The organism is Terriglobus sp. 2YAB30_2 (assembly GCF_052114765.1).
Taxonomy (GTDB): Bacteria; Acidobacteriota; Terriglobia; order Terriglobales; family Acidobacteriaceae; genus Terriglobus.
The window spans coordinates 172,837-195,213 of the sequence record NZ_JBFRFJ010000002.1 but is presented as its reverse complement, the minus strand read 5'-3'; the positions used below and the strand labels follow the sequence as shown (position 1 = coordinate 195,213).

The 22,377-nt window shown below is 57.7% G+C and carries 20 protein-coding genes; 10 read left to right on the top strand and 10 right to left on the bottom strand.

Going from position 1 to position 22,377, the window contains the following annotated elements:
- Nucleotides 1–18: 18 nt before the first annotated feature.
- Both AB4Y89_RS03520 and AB4Y89_RS03515 read left to right on the top strand, forming a co-directional pair.
- A complete protein-coding gene (locus tag AB4Y89_RS03520; RefSeq protein WP_442299512.1) occupies nucleotides 19–957 on the top strand; it encodes a glycoside hydrolase family 43 protein in 939 nt (312 codons plus the stop codon).
- Nucleotides 954–1,574, top strand: coding sequence for an MBL fold metallo-hydrolase (locus AB4Y89_RS03515; RefSeq protein WP_442299511.1), 621 nt, complete (start codon nucleotides 954–956; stop codon nucleotides 1,572–1,574). Before AB4Y89_RS03520 ends, AB4Y89_RS03515 begins: the two co-directional genes overlap by 4 nt.
- Before the next feature lie 62 nt (nucleotides 1,575–1,636).
- Here AB4Y89_RS03515 and AB4Y89_RS03510 read toward each other — a convergent pair whose 3' ends face one another.
- On the bottom strand, nucleotides 1,637–2,800 hold the full coding sequence (locus tag AB4Y89_RS03510) for a pyridoxal phosphate-dependent aminotransferase (RefSeq protein ID WP_442299510.1): 1,164 nt from the start codon (nucleotides 2,798–2,800) through the stop codon (nucleotides 1,637–1,639).
- A 44-nt stretch (nucleotides 2,801–2,844) separates the two neighbouring features.
- Between AB4Y89_RS03510 and AB4Y89_RS03505 the strand changes: the two genes are divergently transcribed.
- The gene (locus AB4Y89_RS03505; RefSeq protein ID WP_442299509.1) at nucleotides 2,845–3,486 is read left to right on the top strand and encodes an HAD family hydrolase; all 642 of its coding nucleotides are present in this window, start codon (nucleotides 2,845–2,847) and stop codon (nucleotides 3,484–3,486) included.
- Nucleotides 3,487–3,518: 32 nt separating this feature from the next.
- Here AB4Y89_RS03505 and ribB read toward each other — a convergent pair whose 3' ends face one another.
- Entirely contained in the window at nucleotides 3,519–4,688 is a 1,170-nt protein-coding gene (gene ribB, locus AB4Y89_RS03500) for a 3,4-dihydroxy-2-butanone-4-phosphate synthase (RefSeq protein WP_442299508.1), read from the bottom strand.
- A 117-nt stretch (nucleotides 4,689–4,805) separates the two neighbouring features.
- Nucleotides 4,806–5,033, bottom strand: coding sequence for a hypothetical protein (locus AB4Y89_RS03495; RefSeq protein ID WP_020710367.1), 228 nt, complete (start codon nucleotides 5,031–5,033; stop codon nucleotides 4,806–4,808).
- A gap of 281 nt (nucleotides 5,034–5,314) precedes the next feature.
- On the opposite strand from AB4Y89_RS03495, the gene AB4Y89_RS03490 reads away from it, so the two are divergent.
- The 4 genes from AB4Y89_RS03490 to AB4Y89_RS03475 all read left to right on the top strand — a co-directional run bounded on the left by AB4Y89_RS03490 (nucleotide 5,315) and on the right by AB4Y89_RS03475 (nucleotide 10,129).
- Complete coding sequence (locus AB4Y89_RS03490; RefSeq protein ID WP_442299507.1) at nucleotides 5,315–7,339, top strand: RecQ family ATP-dependent DNA helicase; 2,025 nt, start codon at nucleotides 5,315–5,317, stop codon at nucleotides 7,337–7,339.
- Nucleotides 7,340–7,532: 193 nt separating this feature from the next.
- Nucleotides 7,533–8,492 carry a pyridoxal 5'-phosphate synthase lyase subunit PdxS gene (gene pdxS / locus AB4Y89_RS03485; protein WP_442299506.1) on the top strand — a complete coding sequence of 320 codons (960 nt, stop codon included), beginning with the start codon at nucleotides 7,533–7,535 and terminating at the stop codon, nucleotides 8,490–8,492.
- A gap of 187 nt (nucleotides 8,493–8,679) precedes the next feature.
- Nucleotides 8,680–9,297, top strand: coding sequence for a pyridoxal 5'-phosphate synthase glutaminase subunit PdxT (pdxT, locus tag AB4Y89_RS03480; protein ID WP_442299505.1), 618 nt, complete (start codon nucleotides 8,680–8,682; stop codon nucleotides 9,295–9,297).
- 61 nt (nucleotides 9,298–9,358) lie between these two features.
- Nucleotides 9,359–10,129: a cytochrome c oxidase subunit 3 gene (locus AB4Y89_RS03475; RefSeq protein ID WP_442299504.1), complete on the top strand. Its 771-nt coding sequence runs from the start codon at nucleotides 9,359–9,361 to the stop codon at nucleotides 10,127–10,129.
- Nucleotides 10,130–10,145: 16 nt separating this feature from the next.
- Here the strand turns inward: AB4Y89_RS03475 and AB4Y89_RS03470 are convergent, their stop codons facing one another.
- Nucleotides 10,146–11,582: a sigma-54-dependent transcriptional regulator gene (locus tag AB4Y89_RS03470; protein ID WP_442299503.1), complete on the bottom strand. Its 1,437-nt coding sequence runs from the start codon at nucleotides 11,580–11,582 to the stop codon at nucleotides 10,146–10,148.
- Nucleotides 11,575–14,451, bottom strand: coding sequence for an ATP-binding protein (locus AB4Y89_RS03465; protein WP_442299502.1), 2,877 nt, complete (start codon nucleotides 14,449–14,451; stop codon nucleotides 11,575–11,577). The genes AB4Y89_RS03470 and AB4Y89_RS03465 overlap by 8 nt, the downstream gene beginning before the upstream one ends.
- A gap of 235 nt (nucleotides 14,452–14,686) precedes the next feature.
- Here AB4Y89_RS03465 and AB4Y89_RS03460 point away from each other — a divergent pair, with 235 nt between their 5' ends.
- Nucleotides 14,687–15,601, top strand: coding sequence for an alpha/beta fold hydrolase (locus tag AB4Y89_RS03460; protein ID WP_442299501.1), 915 nt, complete (start codon nucleotides 14,687–14,689; stop codon nucleotides 15,599–15,601).
- 109 nt (nucleotides 15,602–15,710) lie between these two features.
- Here the strand turns inward: AB4Y89_RS03460 and AB4Y89_RS03455 are convergent, their stop codons facing one another.
- Nucleotides 15,711–16,397, bottom strand: a complete 687-nt coding sequence (locus AB4Y89_RS03455; RefSeq protein ID WP_442299500.1) for an alpha/beta hydrolase — start codon at nucleotides 16,395–16,397, stop codon at nucleotides 15,711–15,713.
- A 50-nt stretch (nucleotides 16,398–16,447) separates the two neighbouring features.
- Here AB4Y89_RS03455 and AB4Y89_RS03450 point away from each other — a divergent pair, with 50 nt between their 5' ends.
- Complete coding sequence (locus AB4Y89_RS03450) at nucleotides 16,448–17,482, top strand: M20/M25/M40 family metallo-hydrolase (protein WP_442299499.1); 1,035 nt, start codon at nucleotides 16,448–16,450, stop codon at nucleotides 17,480–17,482.
- Nucleotides 17,483–17,553: 71 nt separating this feature from the next.
- The gene (locus AB4Y89_RS03445) at nucleotides 17,554–18,486 is read left to right on the top strand and encodes a glycerophosphodiester phosphodiesterase family protein (RefSeq protein WP_442299498.1); all 933 of its coding nucleotides are present in this window, start codon (nucleotides 17,554–17,556) and stop codon (nucleotides 18,484–18,486) included.
- Nucleotides 18,487–19,009: 523 nt separating this feature from the next.
- Here the strand turns inward: AB4Y89_RS03445 and AB4Y89_RS03440 are convergent.
- The 4 genes from AB4Y89_RS03440 to AB4Y89_RS03425 form a co-directional block, all read right to left on the bottom strand.
- On the bottom strand, nucleotides 19,010–20,083 hold the full coding sequence (locus tag AB4Y89_RS03440) for a zinc-dependent dehydrogenase (protein ID WP_442299497.1): 1,074 nt from the start codon (nucleotides 20,081–20,083) through the stop codon (nucleotides 19,010–19,012).
- Nucleotides 20,080–20,757, bottom strand: coding sequence for a phosphorylase family protein (locus AB4Y89_RS03435; protein WP_442299496.1), 678 nt, complete (start codon nucleotides 20,755–20,757; stop codon nucleotides 20,080–20,082). Before AB4Y89_RS03435 ends, AB4Y89_RS03440 begins: the two co-directional genes overlap by 4 nt.
- Nucleotides 20,757–21,764: a hopanoid-associated sugar epimerase gene (gene hpnA, locus AB4Y89_RS03430; protein ID WP_442299495.1), complete on the bottom strand. Its 1,008-nt coding sequence runs from the start codon at nucleotides 21,762–21,764 to the stop codon at nucleotides 20,757–20,759. Before hpnA ends, AB4Y89_RS03435 begins: the two co-directional genes overlap by 1 nt.
- Nucleotides 21,765–21,927: 163 nt before the next feature.
- Nucleotides 21,928–22,377: a hypothetical protein gene (locus AB4Y89_RS03425; RefSeq protein ID WP_442299494.1), complete on the bottom strand. Its 450-nt coding sequence runs from the start codon at nucleotides 22,375–22,377 to the stop codon at nucleotides 21,928–21,930.

The following is a 22,377-nucleotide window of genomic DNA, read 5'->3' as shown; positions in this document are numbered from 1 at the left end:
AATGCTCTAGCCACTGCCGTGCTTCTGTTTGCTACCTCCTGTCTGGCTCAGTCCTCTGAAGGTCCATGGCTCTTCGCCGGTTTCAAGAACAACGGCCAGAACGGCGTCTACTTCGCTGTCAGCGAAGATGGCTGGCACTGGAAGCTGATCAATGATGGCAAACCAGTGATTGCTCCGGCGCAGGCAGGTGAACTGATGCGCGATCCCTTTCTACAGCGCGCTCCGATGGGCGGCTTCCGCATGATGTGGACGTGGAGCTGGCGGCAACCGGCCGTGGCCGGATACTCCGAGTCGAAGGACCTGCTGCACTGGACTCCTCATCGCCAGCTCGAAGTTATGGCCAATGAGTCCACGGCACTTAATGTCTGGGCTCCAGCGCTGTATTGGAATGAAGCAAAGCGCCACTGGCTGATCTTCTGGTCCAGCACCATTCCCGGCCGCTTCCCGCAATCGCAGTATGACAAGAACGGCCTGAACCACCGTATCTACGCCACCACAACCCGCGACTTCCGTACGTTTACCCCGGCGACGCTCTTCTTCGATCCCGGCTATAACGTGATCGATGCCACGCTGCTTCCCGCCGACGGAAACAAAGCGAATGGACGCTACCGCCTCGTCTTCAAAGACGAACGCAAGGAGCCGGAAGGAAAGCACATCCGCCTGGCGAGCGGAGCCTCGATGGAAGGTCCCTGGAGCAACGTTACGGAAGCTTTCACCGAACCCGGATCAGAGGGGCCGGCAAGCTTTGCGATGGACCATGGATGGGTTGTCTACTATGACCACTACCAGTCGCCGGGCCAGCACTACGGCTCGACCTTCTCGCGCGACCTGGAGCACTGGCGCGATGGGAAAGACATGATGGAATTCCCCGCCGGTTTGCGTCACGGATCGTTTCTGAAGATCACGCGAAAGGAACTGGCACGGCTTCAGGCCTATCACGACGGAGGTGTGCAATGATTCGCGAGACCTTCCCTGTCGGCCTTCTCGGCTGCAATTGCACGATTCTTGGCGACAACGGCGAAGGCATCGTGATCGATCCCGGTGATGACATTCCCAGAATCACCGCCACCCTAGCCCGCCATGGCCTGACCTGCAAGCAGATCATCGTCACCCATGCCCACATCGATCACATCGCCGCCGCCCAGACATTGAAGCGCCTGACCGGAGCTCCGGTCTATTACAACCAGCTTGACCTTCCTCTGGTGAAGATCATGGATATTCAAGCGGGATGGCTCGGCATACCCACGCCAGAGGTAGGTCCTCCGGACGCCGACGCCGGCAACGGGATGAAGGTGCGCTTCGGCGCCACCGAGGGCACCATTCTCCATACTCCCGGCCACACCGAAGGAAGCCTCGTTCTCCATATCCCGGACGAGAAGCTGCTTCTAGCCGGCGACACCCTTTTTGCCGGCTCTATTGGACGCACAGATCTCCCCGGCGGAGACTACCCGACCATCCTCCGCTCGATCCAGGACGTTCTCTTGCCGCTTCCAGACGAGACACTCGTCATTCCTGGGCACGGAAAAAACACAACCATCGGCGCCGAACGCGAAGATAATCCCTTCCTTAAATAACCAAAAATCAATCAGATAACAGAAACAGTGAAGGTATTACTCGACAGGGATCGACCTTGTTGTTAACTAAAAAGGTTCTCCAGCAGGCCTCCGATTCCCTGCTCAAAAACCGGCGCGGCAGGTAGCAAACTCACGACGAGCCACCCCTTCTGCGGCAACCCATAAAAGCTTCCGGGATGGACCAATACTCGTGCTTCCCGCAAGAGGCGTATCGCGAGAGCGGTATCGTCCTCCACGGCAGGAACCCGCAACACCACCACCCATCCAGCCTCGACCGGCAAACGCGACACTTCCGGAGCAGTCTCGAGTAACTGATCAAGCTGATTGAGGTTTCTCCGAACCCGTTGCCGAATCTGCGCCTGGATCATCTTTGCGCTCTTCAGCCAAACCGGCAGAGCCAGCTGTGTGGGGGTTCCGAGCGATAGAAAAGTGTCGGCGACCACCTCCAGGCGCGCGACGGCTTCTCGCTGAAGCGCTACGGGACCTTGCACTGCCAGCCAGGCGGCCTTCATCTGCGGAAGGCCTGCGATCTTGCTCATACCGCTCAGGACAAAAGTGAGAGCTGGGTGCTCTCCTCCAGTGAAGCTGGAGCCTAAGCCTTCGATGGTGTAGTCGAGAAAGACCTCGTCAACAATCAACGCCAGGCCATGGCGGGCGCAAAGCTGCTGCAGCGTTGCCCGTTCAGCATCCCGGACAAAGTGCCCGGTCGGATTGTTCGGGTGCACGAGCATCACCGCCTTCGTCCGCTCGCCGATATGCGCTTCAAGCGAGGCCAGGTCGAGATGCCAGCCGTGATCGTAAAAAAGTGAATATGGCACCAGGTGGACGTTGTCTAAACCCGCCAGAAAATCAAAGAGCGGATAACTCGGCCGCGGAACCAGGACTTCGTCCCCGGGGTCGCACAACAGGCGGAACAGATAGCTGTAGGCTTCGCTCGTGCTGGTCGTCAGAATCAGGTTGTCGGCACTCACAGCTGCATCGTGCGCGGCATAGTAGCCGGAGACGGCGGCACGAGCCGACAGAATACCGCGCGGATCTGGATCATAGCCCATCGCTTCGGCATGAACGAGCGCATGCAGGATCGAGGAGGCATCGTAGTCGAAGCCGCACTCGGTCGGATTCGAAAGTGTGAGATCCGCAGAGATGCGGCCGCTACTCCGCGCCTGCCGAATAGCTACGGCATAGGGCGATTCGGAGATGTCCCAGGCGGTCCTTCGCGAAAACATGCCTTTCATCCTAACCCCAGCAAGAGCTTGGTACTCTGAACCAGATGGATTCCAATCACCCTTGCGCGATTCTTTTTGACTTTGGACAGGTCCTCTCGCTTACGCCCGACCTTGAGCAGTGGGAACGCATGAAGCGGGTTCTCGGACTTGATGAGATCGACTTCCAGGAAAGTTATTGGCAATACCGCCATGCCTATGACCGCGGAGATTTGAACGCTGTCTCGTACTGGCATCGGATCGCCGAAGACTACAAGATCACACTCAGCGATACGGCACTGCAGGATCTGATCGATGCCGATGTTCGCATGTGGTCTCGGCTGAACCAGCCGATGGTGCAATGGCTGCGCCGTCTTCAGCAGACTGGGGTAAGGACAGGTTTGTTGTCGAACATCGGCGACGCCATGGCTCATGGATTACGTGCAAAGTTCGCCTGGATGGGCGAATTCGCACACGCAATCTACTCTTTCGAACACAACCTGGCCAAGCCAGAGCATGCAATCTATCGCAAAGCGGCCGAAGGTCTTGGATGTTCCCCGGATGGGATTCTCTTCATCGACGACAAAGCAGAAAATATTGAGGCGGCACGTGCCGTCGGCATGAAAGCCATTCAATACGACCTGAACAACCACACGGCATTTGAAGGCCAGATGGAAGCTGAAGGACTCGGGGATCTGCTTCGAAAGTAAGCGAGGAACTGTGTGGGCTGACTACCGGAACGTCAGCGCTGCGCCACAGAAGGCCGCAGCGGAATCTGCTCCACGATCTCCACGCCGAAGCCCTGCAGTGCCGGCGCGTGTGTCGGCCGATTCGTCAGCAGACGGATCTTGTGAATTCCCAGGTCGGAGAGAATCTGCCCGCCCAAACCCGTCTGACGCAATGTGCGCTGATGGCGCTCAGCGTACGGATCTCCGCCGGGCACGGCATTCGGTTCGCGTTGTGTGACGATCCGGGGCGGAGAGACGGTGCTGTCGATGCCAAAACCGCGTGATCCATTGTGCAGATAGACCAAGGCGCCTGCACCAGCCTCGGCGATACGTTGCAGCGCATATTCCACCGAATGGGAACAGTCGGGGAGCATTGCACCGAAGACATCTTCCACCAGGTTGTGCGAATGAACGCGCACAAGTACGGGTTTATCCGGGCTTGCCACATCTCCAAGCACCAGGGCGACGTGCGACTCTGTGGGATCCGTCTCGCTCTCATAGGCGATCATCTGGAACTCGCCATGCTTTGTCGAAAGCACCGTCTCGGCAACACGGCGTACTGAGCGCTCATGCCGCAGACGATAGCGGATCAACTCCGCGACAGTCACCATCTTAAGGTTATGCAGCTTGCAGAACTCCACCAGGTCCGGAACCCGGGCCATGGTGCCGTCGTCGTTCATGATTTCGCAGATCACACCTGCGGGAATAAGACCGGCCATGCGCGCCAGGTCCACAGATGCCTCAGTTTGTCCCGCACGAACCAGAACCCCACCTTTGCGCGCGCGCAGCGGAAAGACATGCCCGGGACGTGCAAGATCCTGCGCCGTAGAGGCTGGATCGATTGCGACCTTGATGGTGTGCGAACGATCGTGCGCCGAAATGCCCGTCGTAACTCCCTCACGCGCCTCGATGCTCTCCGTGAATGCGGTACCGAAGCGAGAGGTGTTCTGCCGCGTCATCGGCAACAGACGCAGGTAGTCGGCACGCTCCTCGGTCAACGTAAGACAGATGAGGCCACGGCCATACATCGCCATGAAGTTGATCGCCTCCGGCGTTACGTATTCCGCAGCCAGAGTCAGATCACCTTCGTTCTCACGGTCTTCATCGTCGACGACCACAACCATACGGCCGGCTTTGATCTCGTCGATGGCGGTGGCAACGTCTGTGAATGAGCTTTCGGTCATAACTTACAGATTCAGCATAGCCGAGGACGTCGCAAACTGAGGCAGGACTGTGTCACAAATGACAAACAAAAGACGCCGCGCATGGGCGGCGTCTTTTGCGACTTTCAAACTGAGTCGTTACAGCGTTGACTCGATTTCAAATCCCCACGCTTCCAACAAAGCCTCAGGGATATACTTCGAATTCTTGTTACGGCGAGCCCACTCACGCAGGCGCGTCGACCGGACGTACTGGTCCGGGGTCAGCTTGAACTCTTTCACCACTTGCTCGAACGATGTCACCGTAGGTACTACCGGTCCGATGGGCTCCGGCTTACCCCAGTTAGGATTGCCACGACGCTTTGCCATGCAGTTTTTCGTGTCCTCGTTAAGTTGTTTTCGTACTTTGCTTGTGCACTTTGCGGACTCACGCCCTGTGAGTTCCAGCAACAACTGGACTGTGCCCGCAAAGTATTAGATTACCCTGATTTCCGCTTGGAATCAAGTTTTCGCCAGGGCCTACAACAGTTTCAGAAGAAGCCCGTGAATCCATCCAAGTAATTCATTTATAAGGACAAACAGCCTCCACGCCGGAGGCGGCACCCCAAGTCTTCCACCGATCGATTTATGCGAAGATTAGGGTTCGCTCTATGGCTCAACGCTCTTCCAGAGATCTTCGTTCCCTTCTACGGCAAACCTTCGGTTTCGATGACTTCCGGGAAGGCCAGGAAGAGGTCTGCCGGGCAGCCGTCGAAGGGCGTGATCTGTTGCTGGTGATGCCGACCGGCGCGGGAAAGTCGCTGTGCTATCAGCTTCCGGCCCTCGCCCTGGAGGGCACGGCTCTGGTCATCAGCCCCTTGATCGCGCTGATGGACGACCAGTCCTCGAAGCTGGAAGCTGCCGGACTGCCGGTAGCGCGCATTCATTCCGGCCTTTCCCGCGAAGCCCAGCGCCAGGCCTGCCGCCAGTACCTCGACGGAGAGCTGAAGTTTTTGTTCGTCGCTCCTGAGCGGCTACGTGTACCCGGCTTCATGGAGATGCTGGCGAAGCGCCCTCCCGCTCTTGTTGCCATTGACGAAGCCCACTGCATCTCCCAGTGGGGACATGACTTCCGCCCGGACTACAGACTTCTTGGGCAGTACGTTCAGGCACTACGGCCCGCTGTGGTTGTCGCACTGACGGCGACGGCGACGCTGCAGGTACAGGAAGATATCGTCGCTCAGCTTAGTCTGCAAAAGCCGGCACGCTTCATCCATGGCTTCCGGCGGGACAATCTCGCCATCGAGGTGGTGGAAACACCTAAGAATGAGCGATTCGCCACGACCCGGCGGCTTCTCGCCGATACAACGCGACGCCCGGCGGTCGTCTATGCCTCCTCCAGAAGAGACGCCGAGGCTCTCGCGCAGGAACTTGCTGGTGAGTTCCCTGCCGCCCCTTACCACGCCGGCCTTCCACCTGAGGTACGCGAACAGACACAGCGGAAGTTCCTGGCCGGTGAGTTGGAGATCGTCGTGGCCACCGTTGCCTTCGGCATGGGAGTCGACAAAGCCAACGTGCGCACCGTCATCCACGTTGCTCTTCCCGGTTCCGTGGAGGCGTACTACCAGGAGATCGGACGCGCTGGCCGCGATTGGAAGCTCAGCCGATGCATCCTGCTGCACAGTTATGCTGACAAGCGCACACAGGACTTTTTGCTGGAGAAGTCATATCCGGCGGCAACCGAGTTGGATCGCATCTTCCGCAAGCTGAACGACCAGCCATTACCGCTCGACCTGCTACGCGAAGAGCTGCGGATGGATGCCGAAGTCTTCTCCTCAGCAGTCGAAAAGCTGGTTGCTCATGGCGCCTGCCTGGTGGACTTTGAGGGCTTCGCTATTCGAGGACGCATCGACGGCTGGCGCAGGTTGTACGAGCAACAGCTCGCGCAGCGGAGGGCGCAGATCGATCGGATGATCGGTTATGCGGACTCACACCAGTGCCGCATGTCGGCTCTGATTGCTCACTTCGGAGACCTGGCAGACGCCCGCCGGATGTGCGGCAAGTGCGACTTCTGCTCTCCGGAGAGCGCCATCGCAGTCCGCTATCGGAATGCAACCATCGGCGAAGAAGAGACCATGTGGACGATCCTCCGGGCGTTGAAGCGCTCAGGAGGCAAATCCACGGGTAAGCTTCACAGCGAAGTGTTTCCGAATGGGTCTCCTTCTCGCAATGAGATGGAGGATCTGCTGGGAGGTCTGGCGCGCTCCGGATGGGTCACGCTTGAAAGCGCAAGCTTCGAGAACGCCGAAGGGCGAACCATTCCCTACAAACGCGTCTCTATCACTCGCGATGCCGAACTGCTGCCGGACGGAGACTCTCTTGGAGTACTGATGACTGGCGAAGAGGCTCAGGCCGCTCCTCGAACTGTCACCCGCAAACGCAAATCCGCGGATGCTGAGGAGATGGTGGCGTTCAGTCCGGCACAGCTCGCGCTTGAGCAGCAGATCCGTAGCTGGAGAACCGAGGAGGCTCGCCGGTTGAAACAGCCGCCGTTCATGATCCTGGCCGACCGTACGTTACGCGCCATCGTGCTGAACCGCCCGCGTACGATCGAAGATCTGCTGCTGGTAGACGGTATTGGCCCGAGCAAAGCACAGCGTTTCGGCGACCAGATCTGCGCGCTGTGCACCGGTTGAAACGCGCAGGCAAATCGCGCCGTAAATCCCAGTCCAACCGGCGAGATTCGGCCATATCTTAGCAGGCAAAACCTGCTAAGATATGAATTTCCCGGGCAACCATGACATGCATGTCCCGCTGCGGGCGATCCCGGGGTGTTCTCTCCCCGGCTGCGGCAACCGTCACCGGACCAACGACAAGGAGCTCTTTACAATGTCACACCTGAATGGCAGCACTAGCGGCAACCCAAATGGCACGGGCTTGCGCCTGAAGACCGGCTTGGCCGAGATGCTGAAAGGTGGCGTAATTATGGACGTCATGAACGTAGAGCAGGCGCGCATTGCCGAAGAGGCAGGCGCGGTCTCCGTCATGGCTCTGGAGCGCGTACCGGCGATGATTCGCGCTGAAGGCGGCGTTGCTCGTATGGCAAACCCGAAGCTGATCAAGGAGATCATGCAGACGGTATCCATCCCGGTCATGGCAAAGGCCCGCATCGGTCACTTTGTCGAGGCTCAGGTTTTGGAGCAGCTCGGTGTCGATTTCATTGACGAGTCCGAAGTGCTGACGCCTGCCGATGAGACCTACCACATCGACAAGCACGCCTTCAAAACACCGTTTGTCTGCGGTGCACGCAACCTCGGTGAAGCGCTGCGCCGCATCGCTGAGGGCGCTGCAATGATCCGCACCAAGGGCGAGCCAGGCACCGGTGACGTGGTTCACGCTGTACAGCACATGCGCACCATGGCCCGCGAGATTCGCATCCTGACCGCTCTGCGTGAAGAGGAACTGTACAACGAAGCCAAGCTGCACGGCGCGCCTTATGAGCTGGTGCGGATGGTGGCACAGGAAGGCAAGCTGCCGGTTCCGAATTTCTCGGCAGGCGGCATCGCTACGCCGGCAGACGCTGCTCTGATGATGCAGCTCGGTGCGGAAACCGTCTTTGTCGGCTCCGGCATCTTCATGAAGGAGCGTGCAACTCCACTGGATATTGAGAACGATCCAAAGGAACGTGCGGAAGCTGTCTCCCGCGCTAAGGCAATTGTGATCGCGGCAACGCACTTCAACGATCCGAAGATCGTAGCGGAAGCCAGCGAGCTGGTTACCGGCACGATGAAGGGACTCGCTGCCGCGGCGATCGAAGAATCCCAGCTCATGCAGACACGCGGCTGGTAGACCAACCGCAGCAACCGTTCTAACCGAACAGCGAAGTGGACATCTCCGCTTCGCTGTTTTTCATAGGGACTCGAGCAGTTCTCCTAAAGGTGCAGAGCGGAGTGTTTTCTGTTTGCGCCGTTTTCCTGCGAAGACAACGGCATTCGCAGATTTTTCCAGAGCTACCGTATTAGGAGAATTTGCTTCAATGACCTCTGAACATCTGACTATCGGCGTTCTCGCCGTGCAGGGTGCGTTTGAAGCGCACGCCCAGGTTCTTCGCTCGCTCGGTGTGAATGCCCCGCTTGTCCGTCTGCCTGAAGATCTGGCTTCGCTGGATGGCCTGATTCTGCCAGGCGGAGAATCCACGACGTTTCTGAAACATCTGGAGCGGAACGGCTTCTTCGATGCTCTCGGTACCTTCGTCCGGCAAAAGCCCTCGTTCGGCACATGTGCCGGAACTATCCTTCTGGCTAAAGATGTACGCAACCCGGCGCAGAAGTCGCTGGCTGTGCTGGATGCCACGGTAGAGCGCAACGCCTATGGCCGTCAGATCGACTCCACTATCCAGGAGACGGAGACGACGCTCCCCGGCGGCCCGATGGAGATGGTTTATATCCGTGCTCCGCGTATCGCCGCCGTCGGCGAAGGCGTGGAAATACTGGCACGGAGAAACGGCGATCCAGTCCTTGTGCGTGAAGGCCGTATCCTGGCAGCCACCTTCCATCCAGAGCTCTCTAGTGATCGTCGCGTGCATGAATTCTTCGTCGAAATGGTGCGACAGGAGAAGCTGGCCCATTCTGCAACTGAAGCTCACGTCGGCTGAGAAACACCTACGCTTAAATTCTGAAACGGGAGTACTCTTGTTGTTAACGAAGAGGCTCCCTGTGGCGGCGATCCTTACACCGAACGAAACGGAACGCAAACGCCGTCCTGATGACGGCGACAGCGGTTCAGGACGTCGGCCGCCGGTTGACCGTAAGCCTACCGGCGGCGGTGGTGATGGCGATAACTGGGATAACCGCCCGGCGGGAAGCCGTGGTCCCCGGGAGACGCTCACCCGGTATCGTATGGGCATCTTCTTTGCTCTGGCCGGCGATCTGATGTTCTTCGCCGTCATCGTCTGCGCCTTCTTCGTGCGGCAGACCAGCGGCCACTTCGATGCCCATAATGACTACATCGTGGACTGGGTCCCGATCGCGATTCCCCACATCCTCTGGTACAACAGCGCCGCGCTCCTGCTAAGTTCCATCACCATCGAAATCGCCCGGCGGCACATGTTCCGCGAGATCGACGTCATGGAGGAGTGGCTGGGCCTGGGCAAGCCAAGTTCCACACGGGCAATGCCCTGGTTGATCGCCACCCTGGTCTTCGGCCTGGCATTTGTGAGCGGGCAGTTGGTAGCGTGGCAACAGTTGAGCCGGGCGCATCACAGCTTCAGCTCAAACCCTTCCAGTAAGTTCTTCTACCTGATCACCGGCATCCACGGCGCTCATCTGGTGTTCGGTATTCTTGCGTTGGGCGCGGCTCTGATCGGGCTCTACGCAATCAAGAAACTCCAGGTCCGGCAAATCGCGGTGGACTGCACGGCCTGGTACTGGCACTCAATGGGAGTCTTCTGGGCCTTCCTCTTCGGCCTGTTGGTCTTCGCCCAGTAAGCTGCTCCGAAAGCTGCTATTCCCTTCCGCGCTTCTTCAATTCAATGTTCAGGCGTTTGATCTTCTGGTTGAGCGTACTCAGCGGAATCTTGAAGAAGGCTGCGGCCTCGGTCTGATTCCAGTTGCACCGCTCCAGCCGGTCGCCAATAATACGGCGCTCGATCTCTTCCATAATGTCGGCCAGGCTCGCCGACGGCGCATGTTCCATCAACGCCGCCGAGTAGGTATTGCCGGTCAACTGAGGCGGAAGCTGCTCCGGTGTGATCTGCGACCCAGTCGAGAGAACGACACCGCGCTCCATTGCATTTTCCAGCTCACGGATATTTCCCGGCCAGCTATGGTCCATCACTAACCGCATGGCGTCCGGAGAGAGCGTACGCTCAGGCAAGCCATTCTCCTCTGAAAAACGTTTGAGGAAGTGCTGAGCCAGCAGCGGGATATCTTCACGTCGGTTGCGCAACGGCGGCAGTTCTACAGAAATAACATTCAGGCGGTAGAAGAGATCCTCACGGAAACGGCCTTCTCTCACGGCCTGCTGCAGATCGACGTTGGTTGCTGCGAGGATGCGCACATCGACCGAGATCTCCTGTATTCCACCGAGTTGCATGAACTTACGTTCCTGCAAGGCGCGCAATACCTTGGCCTGGGTTTCAAGAGGCATGGTGCCAATCTCATCCAGAAAGAGCGTGCCTTCATGGGCAACCTCAAAGAGCCCCTTCTTCGTAGCGATTGCCGAAGTAAAGGCTCCTTTCATGTGGCCGAAGAGCGTCGATTCCAGCAGGTCCGCAGGGACAGCGCCCACATTCACCGGAACAAAAGGTTTGTCTTTCCGCGGTGAGTTGGCGTGGATTGCTTTAGCAATCAGCTCCTTGCCCGTGCCGCTTTCTCCATAGATCAAGACAGTGGAACGCGACGCGGCCACTTGCGCCACCAGATCGAGCAGCTTGAGCATCACATCGCTCTTGCCCACGATATTCGTGAACTGATAGCGCTGCTTGAGGGTCCGGCGCAGTTGCAGCACTTCCTGCTCGGCACGGCGTTTGCCGATCGCAGAGCGAATGTCAGCCAGCAGCTTTTCGTTGTCCCAGGGCTTCTGGACAAAGTTCTCCGCTCCCAGGCGGATCGCTTCGACGACGTTCGCGACAGCGCCGTATGCAGTGATCATGATGACCGGAAGCTGAGGATGAGACGCCTTGATTCTGGGTAGCAGATCCATGCCGCTTTCGCCTGGCAGGGACAGGTCCAGGAGCAGGAGATCAAACTCCTCGCGGGCTAACAGGTCCAGACCGGAGCTTCCCTCCTCGGCCATGGTGACCGTGAAGCCCTCCAACGTTAGAAGCGTCTCCAACGAGTCGCGGATGGCAGCTTCGTCGTCAATGATCAGAATACGTCCGCTGCCGGCAGGCAGCATAAAGCCCGCGTCCGGCGGGTTTACCGTTAATGCTTCAGGCATGAATCGTTCGTCCGCTGGCCTCGTTGCCTAGCCGTGTCAGATCAGCTAAGGCAGGAAATTCTAGGATGAAGACGGTACCGACGCCAGGCTCACTCTCAACGTCGATCTTGCCATTATGCTCCTGCATGATGCCGTAAGTGACGGAGAGGCCGAGGCCGGTTCCCTTCCGCTGGCCGACGGCAGGCTGGAGCTTGGTCGTAAAGAATGGGTCGTAAATCTTGTGCAGGTGTGACGGCTCAATTCCGCTGCCGTTATCTCCGATACGCAGCACAACATTGTTCCCAACAACCTCGGTCTGCACGCGCAGGCAACCCTCGGCGCGATTGAACATTGCATCCTTGGCGTTCATCATCAGATTCAGCGCCACCTGTTGGAGCTTGCCCTGATTCCCGCGGATAAGAGGGAGATTTGGAGCCAGCTCAACATCCAGCTTGATACGCGAAGTCTTCATCTGGTGCTCAAGCAGCGCCAGCGTGTCACGTATCACGAGATTGATGTCCAGATGCGTAAACTCCGTAGTACTGGTGCGCGAGAAGTTGAGAAGGCCATTCGCGATCTCTGAAGCCCGGAAGGTCTGTTGCGTAATCTTCTCCAGGATTGGAGACAGGCGAGGATCGGCGCCAGCATGCTTGGTCAGCATCTGCGCGTACGAGGAGATCACAGCCAGGGGCGTGTTGACCTCGTGGGCAATACCGGCTGCCAGCAAACCAATGGACGAGAGCTTCTCAGCCTGGGCAAGCTGACCTTCCATGTTGACGCGGTCGGTGATGTCATCCACCAGCACAATGCGGCCGACAGGGACGAAATCACGCGTCAGCAAGGGTGCAATCGCGATATTGGCAGTACGGACTTCCCCAGACGGCGTCGGCAGACGGAACTTGTACAACGTATGCGTTGTGGCTTCTGTCTTGAGCCGTTCGAATTCGCCGAGGAACTCCGGAGAAAAGACCTCGCTCAATGGCCGCCGAAGCGCGGAGGCACGCGGTGTCGCGTACATGACCTCCATCTCGGCGTTCCAGCTCTCGATACGGTCTTCCAGGTCGACCGCAAAAATGCCGATATGAATGGACTCAACGATGTTCTCGTTGAACTCCTTCAGGCGCTCAAACTCAGTGACCTGACGCTGCAGCCGGGTATAGAGCTGAGCATTCTGAATCGCAATGCCGATATATCCCGCCAGCGATTCAAGTACCTCGATATCTTCCGACGAGAGAAAGTCGCCTCGCGAGGTACGCCCAAGCCCAATCACAGCGATGGTGCGTTGTGCTCCCGTTCCCGGCTCACCCACCGTACAGGCGAGGTAGTAGTTCAGATCGAGCGCGGCGGCAGTAGCCTGCTGCCCGCCGGTAAGGTGCATCGCATGCTGCGGTGTTTCTAGAAAGAGATGCCGCGCCGGCCCGTAAAAGTGCAGGAAGCTAAGGTCGTTCACCGGCACATCGTTCAGGCCGTGCGATGCAGCCAGATGCAACGGAGCTCCGGGCTCGCTTGAGGTGAAGAGGGCAACGCGCGTGACCAGCAGTGTCTGTTGCAGACGCTCAACGATCGAGCGAGTGAGCAGGTTGATATCGGTCTGGGAAGAAAGGCTGCGGCCGAAATCGACCAGCGTGCTGCGATAGTCGAAGCGGCGGCGGTCAAAGAGTTTGTCGACCCGGGCCTGAATGGTGTTCTTCAACGGATCGAAGATCAGCGACGTAACGACAATTGCCGCCACCAGGCCCCAGGCGCGAAGGCTGGGAAGCCGCGTATGCACCAACTCCGCCGCAACGGCGATCACCGCAAAGTAAAGGCCGACCAGACCCGCCGTAGCGAGCGTATAGGTGACGCCACGCTTGAAGATGAGATCGACATCCATCAGGCGATAACGCACGATCGCCCATGAGAATGTCAGCGGCAGAAAGACCAGAGACAGGCCGGAGAGCTTCGCAACGATCGGCCAGATGTCCCAGTCCGCCATGTACGGAATGGTGTAAAGCAGCGTGAACGGGATAACGGCGATCAGGGCTCCGCGCGAGAGCCACTTGAGCTGTTGCCTCTCCAGTCCAGACCGCGCCCGGCGATAGCGGGTGTAGAAAACAATCGCGGCCGTAACGTAAAACGCTGACAGGTAGCCGATGGCGATCTGATCCAGCCGATGGTGGAGTTGTTCCGTCGCAGACCATGTGGTGAAAGCAATAATCTGCAGTGCCGCGACCACAAACCCTGGGATATAAAGCGCGGCAGAAAGGATGCGCCGCGGCAGGCTGTTGGAGATGCGGCCGAAGCTTACGGCAAAGTGCAGGAAAAGTGCGGGCTGGAGTGCCTGCGCCAATAGATTCGCGTAAAAAATCGTCCAATCCAGATTGTTCAGCTCGCCCGTGTACTTGAAGTCGTACAAGACAAAACTGGCTAGACAGAAGAGATAAAAATGCATCGATCCCGGCGCGGTCCAGCGCCGGAAAAGCACATAAAGACCAATGCCGAGATACACCAGGCCGATCAACCGCATGCCCTGGTTGATCGATCGATCGATAGGCTCAAAGATGACCTGAACGTCGAAACGGGCCTTCGCGTTCCGTACGATCGAATAGGTTCCCCGCGACCAGACGCCATGGCGCCAGATCTGCCGATTCAGCGTAGCGACCCGTGGCGTGGGATGCTCATCAACGGCGATCAGCACATCTCCCGGACGAATGCCGGCTCGTTGCGCTGGAGAATTAGCAGGAACCCGCTCCGCCTTCAGTCCACCCTGGATCTCCATCCAGGACACACCATCGGTCGGCAGCTCAAAATGGAGCTCCCGAAGGAAGTTCACAATGCCAAGCGCACAGGCAGCAGCCGTCAACAGGGCAAGCGCAATCGCCGTGATGCGGACTTGAAAGGCCTTTGGCATCAAAGTTCCATTGAAACTATCAACATCATTCTTGCACGTTAAAGACCAATTTTTTTACCCAGCCAATCACGCCAAGTCCTTGAAAAAGATACCGCTATCTCTTCCAAATATCATAGCAAGCTACAGAAATACGGAAGAGGCAGGTTTACTGAGCTTTTGACCGGACCAATTACACGATTGTAAGCAGGCATCCAGCCGGAATCCTGGATGCATCCCAGTCCCTGGATTGGGGCGAATGAATCTTCTCGAATGGATGACATCTGCTATGCCTGAGCCGGCTGCTGAACCGGCCCAGACGGAAGTGTCACCCGGTTGCACCATGCGGTATCTGGAGGCGGGCGCCGGCTATCCGGTCGTCCTGCTGCATGGGCTTCTCGGAGCGGCCGACGTCTGGCGTCGGAACCTCCCTGCCCTCGCCAGAGAATATCGCGTCATCGCTGTCGACCAACTAACCTGCGAACGGCACGGCTGGATCAATGAACAGGATGCCGATATCGCGACCTCGGCCGAAAGGCTGCTACACCTCTTCAACAACCTCGGGATCGAGCGTGGCCATCTTATTGGTCACTCCTACGGAGGTTCGGTCGCCGTTGTCTTTGCCGCAAAGTATCCGGAACGGGTCGCATCGCTGATCCTGCTGGCGCCCCCGACCGCGGCCGCAACCAGTCTCCTGCCCATTATTCACTTCTGGAGCACCGCACTTGGCCGTTGGTTTGGGCATCGTGTCATCGATCTCCCGCGCCGCCTGCAGGAATTGGCGCTGCTGCGGATGTACGGCGACCCGGATCACGCCGACGAAAAGACGCTCGATCTATACCTGCATGCCCTGCGGCGCCCTGGCGCGGTGATGCATATCCTCTCGATCATTCAACTCTGGCACCACAATATGAAAGTCGTCGATGATGCGCTGGCTGCCTTGCCAGAGCATCGTGTTCTGCTGCTCTGGGGTGACAGAGACCGCACAGCGCCGGTAGACCTTTCAGAGAAACTGCGACTGCGCCTTCCCCAGGCGGAACTGCAAGTCATCACCGGAGCCGGTCATCTGATCTTTGACGAGGCGCCGCATGAAGCCAATCTGCTGTTTGCTGACTGGTTGCATCGCAACACAGTTCCCCACCGCATCGCCGCCCACAAATCTGACGTTGCCTAAACTCTCCTGGAGCATTTTCACTGTCGGTGTGGTGTAGAGCTTCCGCATCTATGGGCGTTTTCCGCAATGAAAACGCCGCTGCACACCCCTTCCCAACAGGGAAAATGCTCTAGACCGTCAAGTCCGTGACGGTCTCTGCCAGCCACGAGATCATTGTTTCTCGCATCTGATCGAGCTTCGATCCTGGCGAACCGGCAGTACCCGCGAAAAAGTGATCCCCGCCTGCAATCCACACCAGCCGCTTCGGTTCGGGGAGCTGCGCTACCACCTGCTCGACCTCAGCAACCGGACCATACGGGTCGTGATCCCCCGAAAGAAACAACCGCGGCTTCGCACACGCCGAGAGGAAGTCGTAGTGGTAGCGTCGGCCCTCGGCGTCGATGGGAAGTCCGAGCGCGATCATCGCCGGAACGCGCTGGTCGGTGCAGCAAACCCGCATCCCTACATTCGAGCCAAAGGAAAATCCGGCAAAAAGAATCGGCCTGCCGAAACGCGTATCCAGCCACTGCAGCGCTTGACGCACATCGTCCTGCTCCCCGATGCCCTGGTCGTGACTGCCTTCGCTCAGACCAGTCCCGCGAAAGTTGAACCGCAGCACCGGAAGGCCGAAGTGACTGAACGCCTTCATCGCGTGGTAGACAACCTTGTTATGCATGGTGCCACCCCCAAGAGGGTGGGGGTGCGTCACCAGGGCGGCATAGGGAGCGTCATCTCTCCCTGTGTTCAGAATCGCTTCCAGGCGTCCCGCCGGGCCGCGGAGGTCATCCACTGCTTCAATCTTCGAGGCAAAGCTCACAGACCCATCATAACGGCCCGTCCGTGCGCTTCAGTTATGCTGGGGAGAGCATGGCGATCGATCCCATTCAACTGACACGGCAACTCGTCGATATCGAATCGACTACTTATTTTGAAGGCCCCGCGGGTCATTTCCTGGCAGATTATCTTGGCAAACTGGGCTACGAGATTGAAACCACCCGGGTAGAGCAGACAGAGCTTGCAGGAACACCCGCCGGTGAGTCCGAGCGATTCAATGTGTATGCCTGCGCTGCCGGTGTGACACCCGAGATTGTCTTTTCCACCCATATGGACACCGTGCCACCGTTCTTCCCTTCTTCTGAAGATGAAGAGAACGTCTATGGCCGTGGCGCCTGCGACGCCAAAGGCATCATCGCCTGCCAGATCGCGGCTGCCGAGATTCTTCGTGCTGAAGGAGTGAAGGTCGGCTTACTGTTCGTCGTCGGAGAAGAGCGGGACTCTGCCGGCGCCAACGCCGCCAATAAGAACCCAAAGGGGTCGCGCTTCCTCATCAATGGCGAACCGACAGACAACTACCTGGCTACCGCCACCAAAGGCGCTCTGCGAATTGAGCTCCGCGCCAAGGGAAAGATGGCGCACTCCGCCTATCCGGAGCTGGGCGACTCGGCCATTGAGAAGCTGCTGGACGTGCTCGATGACATCCGTGCGCTTGAACTTCCAGTAGAGCCCGAGATCGGGCCGGCGACGCTGAACGTCGGTCTTATCTCCGGTGGACGTGCTCCGAATGTCATTCCCGATGCCGCGGAGGCGCACATTCTTGTCCGTCTTGTCGGTCCGGCAGAAGAGGTACAGGATCTGGTCGACAAGACCGTGAATGGCCGCTGCGATGCGAAGTACACGCTGCATCTCCCTTTCGTAAAGATGCGGAAGTTGCAGACAGATTTACCGACCAAGGTGGTCAAGTACGCCACGGACATTCCGCAGCTCACCAATTGGGGCGAGCCGTTCCTTCTTGGTCCCGGATCGATTCACGTAGCGCATACACCCAATGAAAAGATCTCGAAGAAAGAGCTGCTGGAGTGCGTGCAGCTTTATGTGAAGCTGACGCGGCAGTTGCTGGCCTGATCAAGATTCATTCGATTTCTCTCGAAGCCGGCTTCATTCTCTTTTAACCGGCATCCATGACGCTACGCTGTATGCGAGTACGTCTAAGCCTTCTTCTGTTGATCGCGGCACTACCGGTGTCATCCGAGACCATCCTTGTCCACGCTCACCGTGGCGGCCGGGCTGCTCGTCCTGAAAACACGCTGCCCGCGTTTCAATACGCCATCGATACAGGCGCCGATGCGCTCGAGCTCGACCTGGCGGTCACGAAAGATAACGTCCTGGTCGTCTCGCACTCTCCATACCTGGTGCAGCCTGAAGGTACGGATGCTTTTATGAAGGCGGTCCTGGCCAACGAGCGCATCTGCAGTGGGCCTGCGCTACCCCCGGGCACGCTGATCCACTCACGGACATTGGCTGAGATCAGGCAGTACGACTGCGGCGCAAAGACACTGGCAGCCTTCCCCCAACAAAGAGCCGTGCCCAACACGCACATTCCGACCTTCGATGAAGTTCTGGATCTCGCGCCCAAGGGGACTTTCGATTTCAATGTCGAGACCAAGATCTCTCCAGCTCGCCCGGAGCTCACGCCTTCCCCTGAGGTCTTTGTGAAGATGATCGACGAGGCTGTGCGCAAGCATCAACTGCAATCGCGAGTCATTCTGCAGAGCTTCGATTTCCGTACGCTACGCGCTATGAAGCAGATCGATCCGCAGATCCGCCTCTCCGCTCTCTTCGGTCAGGCAAAGTACGACGGCTTCATGGGGATTACCGACAAAGACAAAAGCTTTGCGCATATCGCTGCTGTCTCTGGCGCGAATATTCTGAGCCCAGACGAGAGTCTCGCTACCGCAGACGAAGTCGCAGCGGCTCACAAGGCAGGCTTGCAGGTAATTCCTTACACATCAAACACAGTGGATGGCTGGAAGAAACTCAGCGAGGCTCGTGTGGACGGAGTCATCACGGATGATCCAGCAGGTCTGCTGCAGTGGCTTCGTTCGCAAAAGCCGGCGTTACATCCCTAAAGTATTTTTGTTCGTCATCCCGCAGGCGTGGCGAGACTTCTCGGCAAGCGCTCGCCTAGGTCCCCACCACGCGGATTCAGCCAGCACGTCAGCGTCATGCGGGTCGTCGTCTCCAGCTACGAAATTGGCAAACACCCGCTATCCCATACCAAACATCGCGACTTCGACAGGCCCTAATACAGAACAGATATTCAATCTCACCATAGTTTCCAAGCAGCAAAAATGATTAGCCCTGTCCCAACAAAACAAAAAAACGTTCGTTGAAACCAAGCGGGCCAAGAGATCAAAGGATTCTCAGTCTGATGATCAGAGGTGCGTCGTTTCTCGCGCACGAAGATTCCCTGCAAAATCCCAACAACACCCATTGCAGCGATAGCGTAATACGACAGATGGTTGAATGCGAAGCTCATCACTCTGGCCCACAATTTGGATTACCAAGTGTCCCCATATTGGCATAAACGACTACGTTATGGAGCTTACTTCCCCGCCTCGGCAACGCTACTGAATGACAACCCCAAAAGTCCTACGGCTGAATCACGATCTTCATCGAATCTGGCTGCGGATTCGATGCCAGATGAATTCCCTGCACTGCTTCTTCGAGCGTAAAGCGGTGTGAGATCAACTGCGTCAGATCGAAGCCGTTCTTGTAGCCGTCCAGCACGAGCTGCGCGCCCTCATCCTGAATCGCAACAGAGGCAGAATAAGAGCCCATCAGCGTCTTTTCGTCCATGCAGACCGCTGCCGGGTCGAAGATCGCTTCGCCATGCTGTGTCGATGCGAAGAGCATCACGCGGCCGCCGGGCCGCGTAGCCTCCATCGCCAGAGGAATCAACTTATCGCTGCCAACAGCTACAAGCGTGACGTCGGCTCCCCGGCCCTCAGTGGCATTCCGCACGGCGGCAACCACATCTCCCGTTGCATCGATCGAGTGCTTCAAGCCGAACTTTGCGGCGACGGCGTGACGTTCAGGAAACATATCGCTCGTTAGCACAGTAGCGCCGGTGCGTGCGGCCAACGCTGCAAGCAACACGCCGATCGAGCCCTGTCCGATCACCAGCACAGTCTCATCGGGCTGAAGCTCCAGAAGCTTGATCGCCTTGAAGCAGGTGTTCACAGGTTCAATGAAGGCTGCCTGCTCAAACGGCACACCTTCGGGAATCTTCACCAGGCCGCGTTTCACGATCCAGTCCATGACACGGATGTACTCTGCGAATCCTCCGCCTGAGGGTGCAAAGCCGGCTGTTGTTCCCACCTTTTTGTAAGTCTCACACTGTGCAAAGGTGTGCTTGCGGCAGTAATAACACTCACCGCAAGGAATATGGTGGAAGGCCATAACGCGATCTCCGACCGCGAAGTCTTCTACTCCCTCACCGACCTTGACGACAGTACCGCTCATTTCATGCCCGAAGACACGCGGCGCCGAGTGTGATCCGGTATGGATCTTCTTCAGATCCGTGCCACAGATGCCACAGGTATGGATCTTGACGAGAACTTCTCCTGGATTAATCTCCGGGACGGGTACGGTTTCAATGCGCACATCGTCAATGCCGCGGTAAACGGCTGCCCGCATGGTAGCGGGGACTTCCAACGAACTCATAGATTCAGGTCCTTCTTTACAGCAACGGCCAGATTCTCCGCGGCCAGCCTTGCATTCTTTCCAAAACGTGTGAGAGCTGCCCAATACCACGGACGCACCATCACACTGGCGACAAAAGGCGCCGTAGCGAATTTTCCATCCTTGGTGATGTATGGATTCATATCCGGCAGCTCTTCATTCGCTCCGTCTGAGACCGCCTTGATGCAACGGAACTTGCATCCTCTCGCGAAGGCAAGACCGGCGATGGTCGCAGCCTCCATATCCACCAGAGCCGCGTTGGAGTAAGCCAGGGCCAGGCGATACTTCTCTCCGCGGTCAGCAACCTTGTCGGCCGAGATCAGCAACATTGTGCCATCAAGATGCAGCGGATAGTGCTCCTCCGCTTCACTGTCGACGATCTGCGAAGGATAGTGCACTGACCCCACAGGCAGGCGCGGATCGATCGAGCCAGCCCAGCCGATCGACAATACTGTCGTTGGATTACAGATGGTTGTCAGATGGTGAAACGCGCGCCGGGCAGCTTCCGATCCCATTCCAGCGCACACGGCATAGATACTGCGGGATGGATGCTTCCATGCGTTCACGCCGTTGGTTGCTTCCAGCTGCTGCCAGCCGGCTACCAGCGGCTTTAGTTCTCCAGGTAGCGCCGCAACGATACCGAAGCATTCTTCCATCAGGCCTGCTTCCCTTCATCTGCGGGAGCATATCCATGCTCCACGAACCAGTCGATAGCCGAACGTAGTGCCTTGTACACCGGAAGCACCTTGAATCCCAGCTCTCGCTCTGCCTTGGCCGAGGATGCGAACATCTTCTTCTTGCCCATACGCACAGCCTCCAAAGTAGCGCGCGGTTCTTTCCCGCGCAGTTTGCCGGTAAACGTCTCGTCGAAGAAGGCGAAGATCATAGCGACCGTATGGGGTACCCGCATTGAGGGGGAGGGTAGCCCGGTGATCGCCGACATGCGGTCAAGAATCTGTTTCAGCGTTAGATTCTCTCCTCCGAGAATATACCGTTCTCCTGCTCGGCCGGCGTTAAGTGCAGCAAGATGCATACGGGCGATCTCTGCAACATCCACCAGGTTCAGACCGGTATCGACATATGCCGGGAACCTGCGGTTGAGAAAGTCCACGATAATACGGCCAGTCGGGGTTGGTTTAATATCGCGGGCGCCGATCGGCGTCGTCGGATTCAGAATCATTACACGCTGGCCCATCTTGGCCGCTGCAATCGCTTCCTGTTCCGCAAGGAACTTCGATCTCTTGTAATGGCCCACCATGTCTGCCAGCGAGACAGGCGTATTCTCATCGACGATTGTGCCATCGGTCTGAAAGCCCATGGTGGCAACACTCGATGTGTAGATAAAGTTGGGTACGCTTTCCTCGCGGGCAATGCGCAACAATTCACGCGTACCTGTGACATTGGCCCGATACATGTCGTCGGGATCGCGGACCCATAAACGATAGTCCGCAGCCACATGAACGACAGCGTCACACCCGCTTATCGCGGCCCGAAGCTCTTCGGGCCGCCGCAGATCGCCGGCGATCACATCCGCCGGGATACCTTCGAGCTGTGCATTATTTGTGCCGCGCGTCAGGAGACGCAACTGTGCGCCCTGGTCGGCATACAAGCGCGCAACGTGGTTACCGACAAACCCTGTCGCTCCGGTGAGAAAGACTTTCATGACCTCACACAAAGACAATGCGGGTAGATGTAACCCACATCTGGTAGGTAGTTACCGGCATTTTCCCTGTCGCTGGGTATCCCGAAGGCGTATATCGGCGTTTTCATTGCGGAAAACGCCGATAGATCAGGAAGCCCTACATGACACCCACAGCGAAAATGCTCTAGTCCAGCTTCTCCGCTTCAATTCCAATATTCGTTTCGCCCGCAGCCTTCTTTTCCCAGTACTTCTTCACCCAGGCTTCAAACGACTTGCCGGCGGCGGCGTCACGGCCGGTAAAGGCGAGGGCTGCAATATCGCCGTAGGCCACGTTGACCTTTGCGCGATCTCCCTTTGAGGGAATGATGCGGATAAAGGAGTCCCTCAGCGATGTACCCGAGCGGCGGTCGAAGATATATCCCTCGAGGATCGCGCCGTCCTTCTTCGTGATTGTCACATCGCCGCGATAGTCGAAGGCCTTTTCCAATGCTTCCCGCACTTCATCGTCGGAGGCGAGAGCCGGAATCCAGCCCTCGAGATTCTCTCGCTCACGGCCGGCGACAACCTCGAGCTCATCAGCCGAATGCTCTTTCAACTGCTCGATCTTTCCCGCTTCCTGCTGCACTGTCGACAT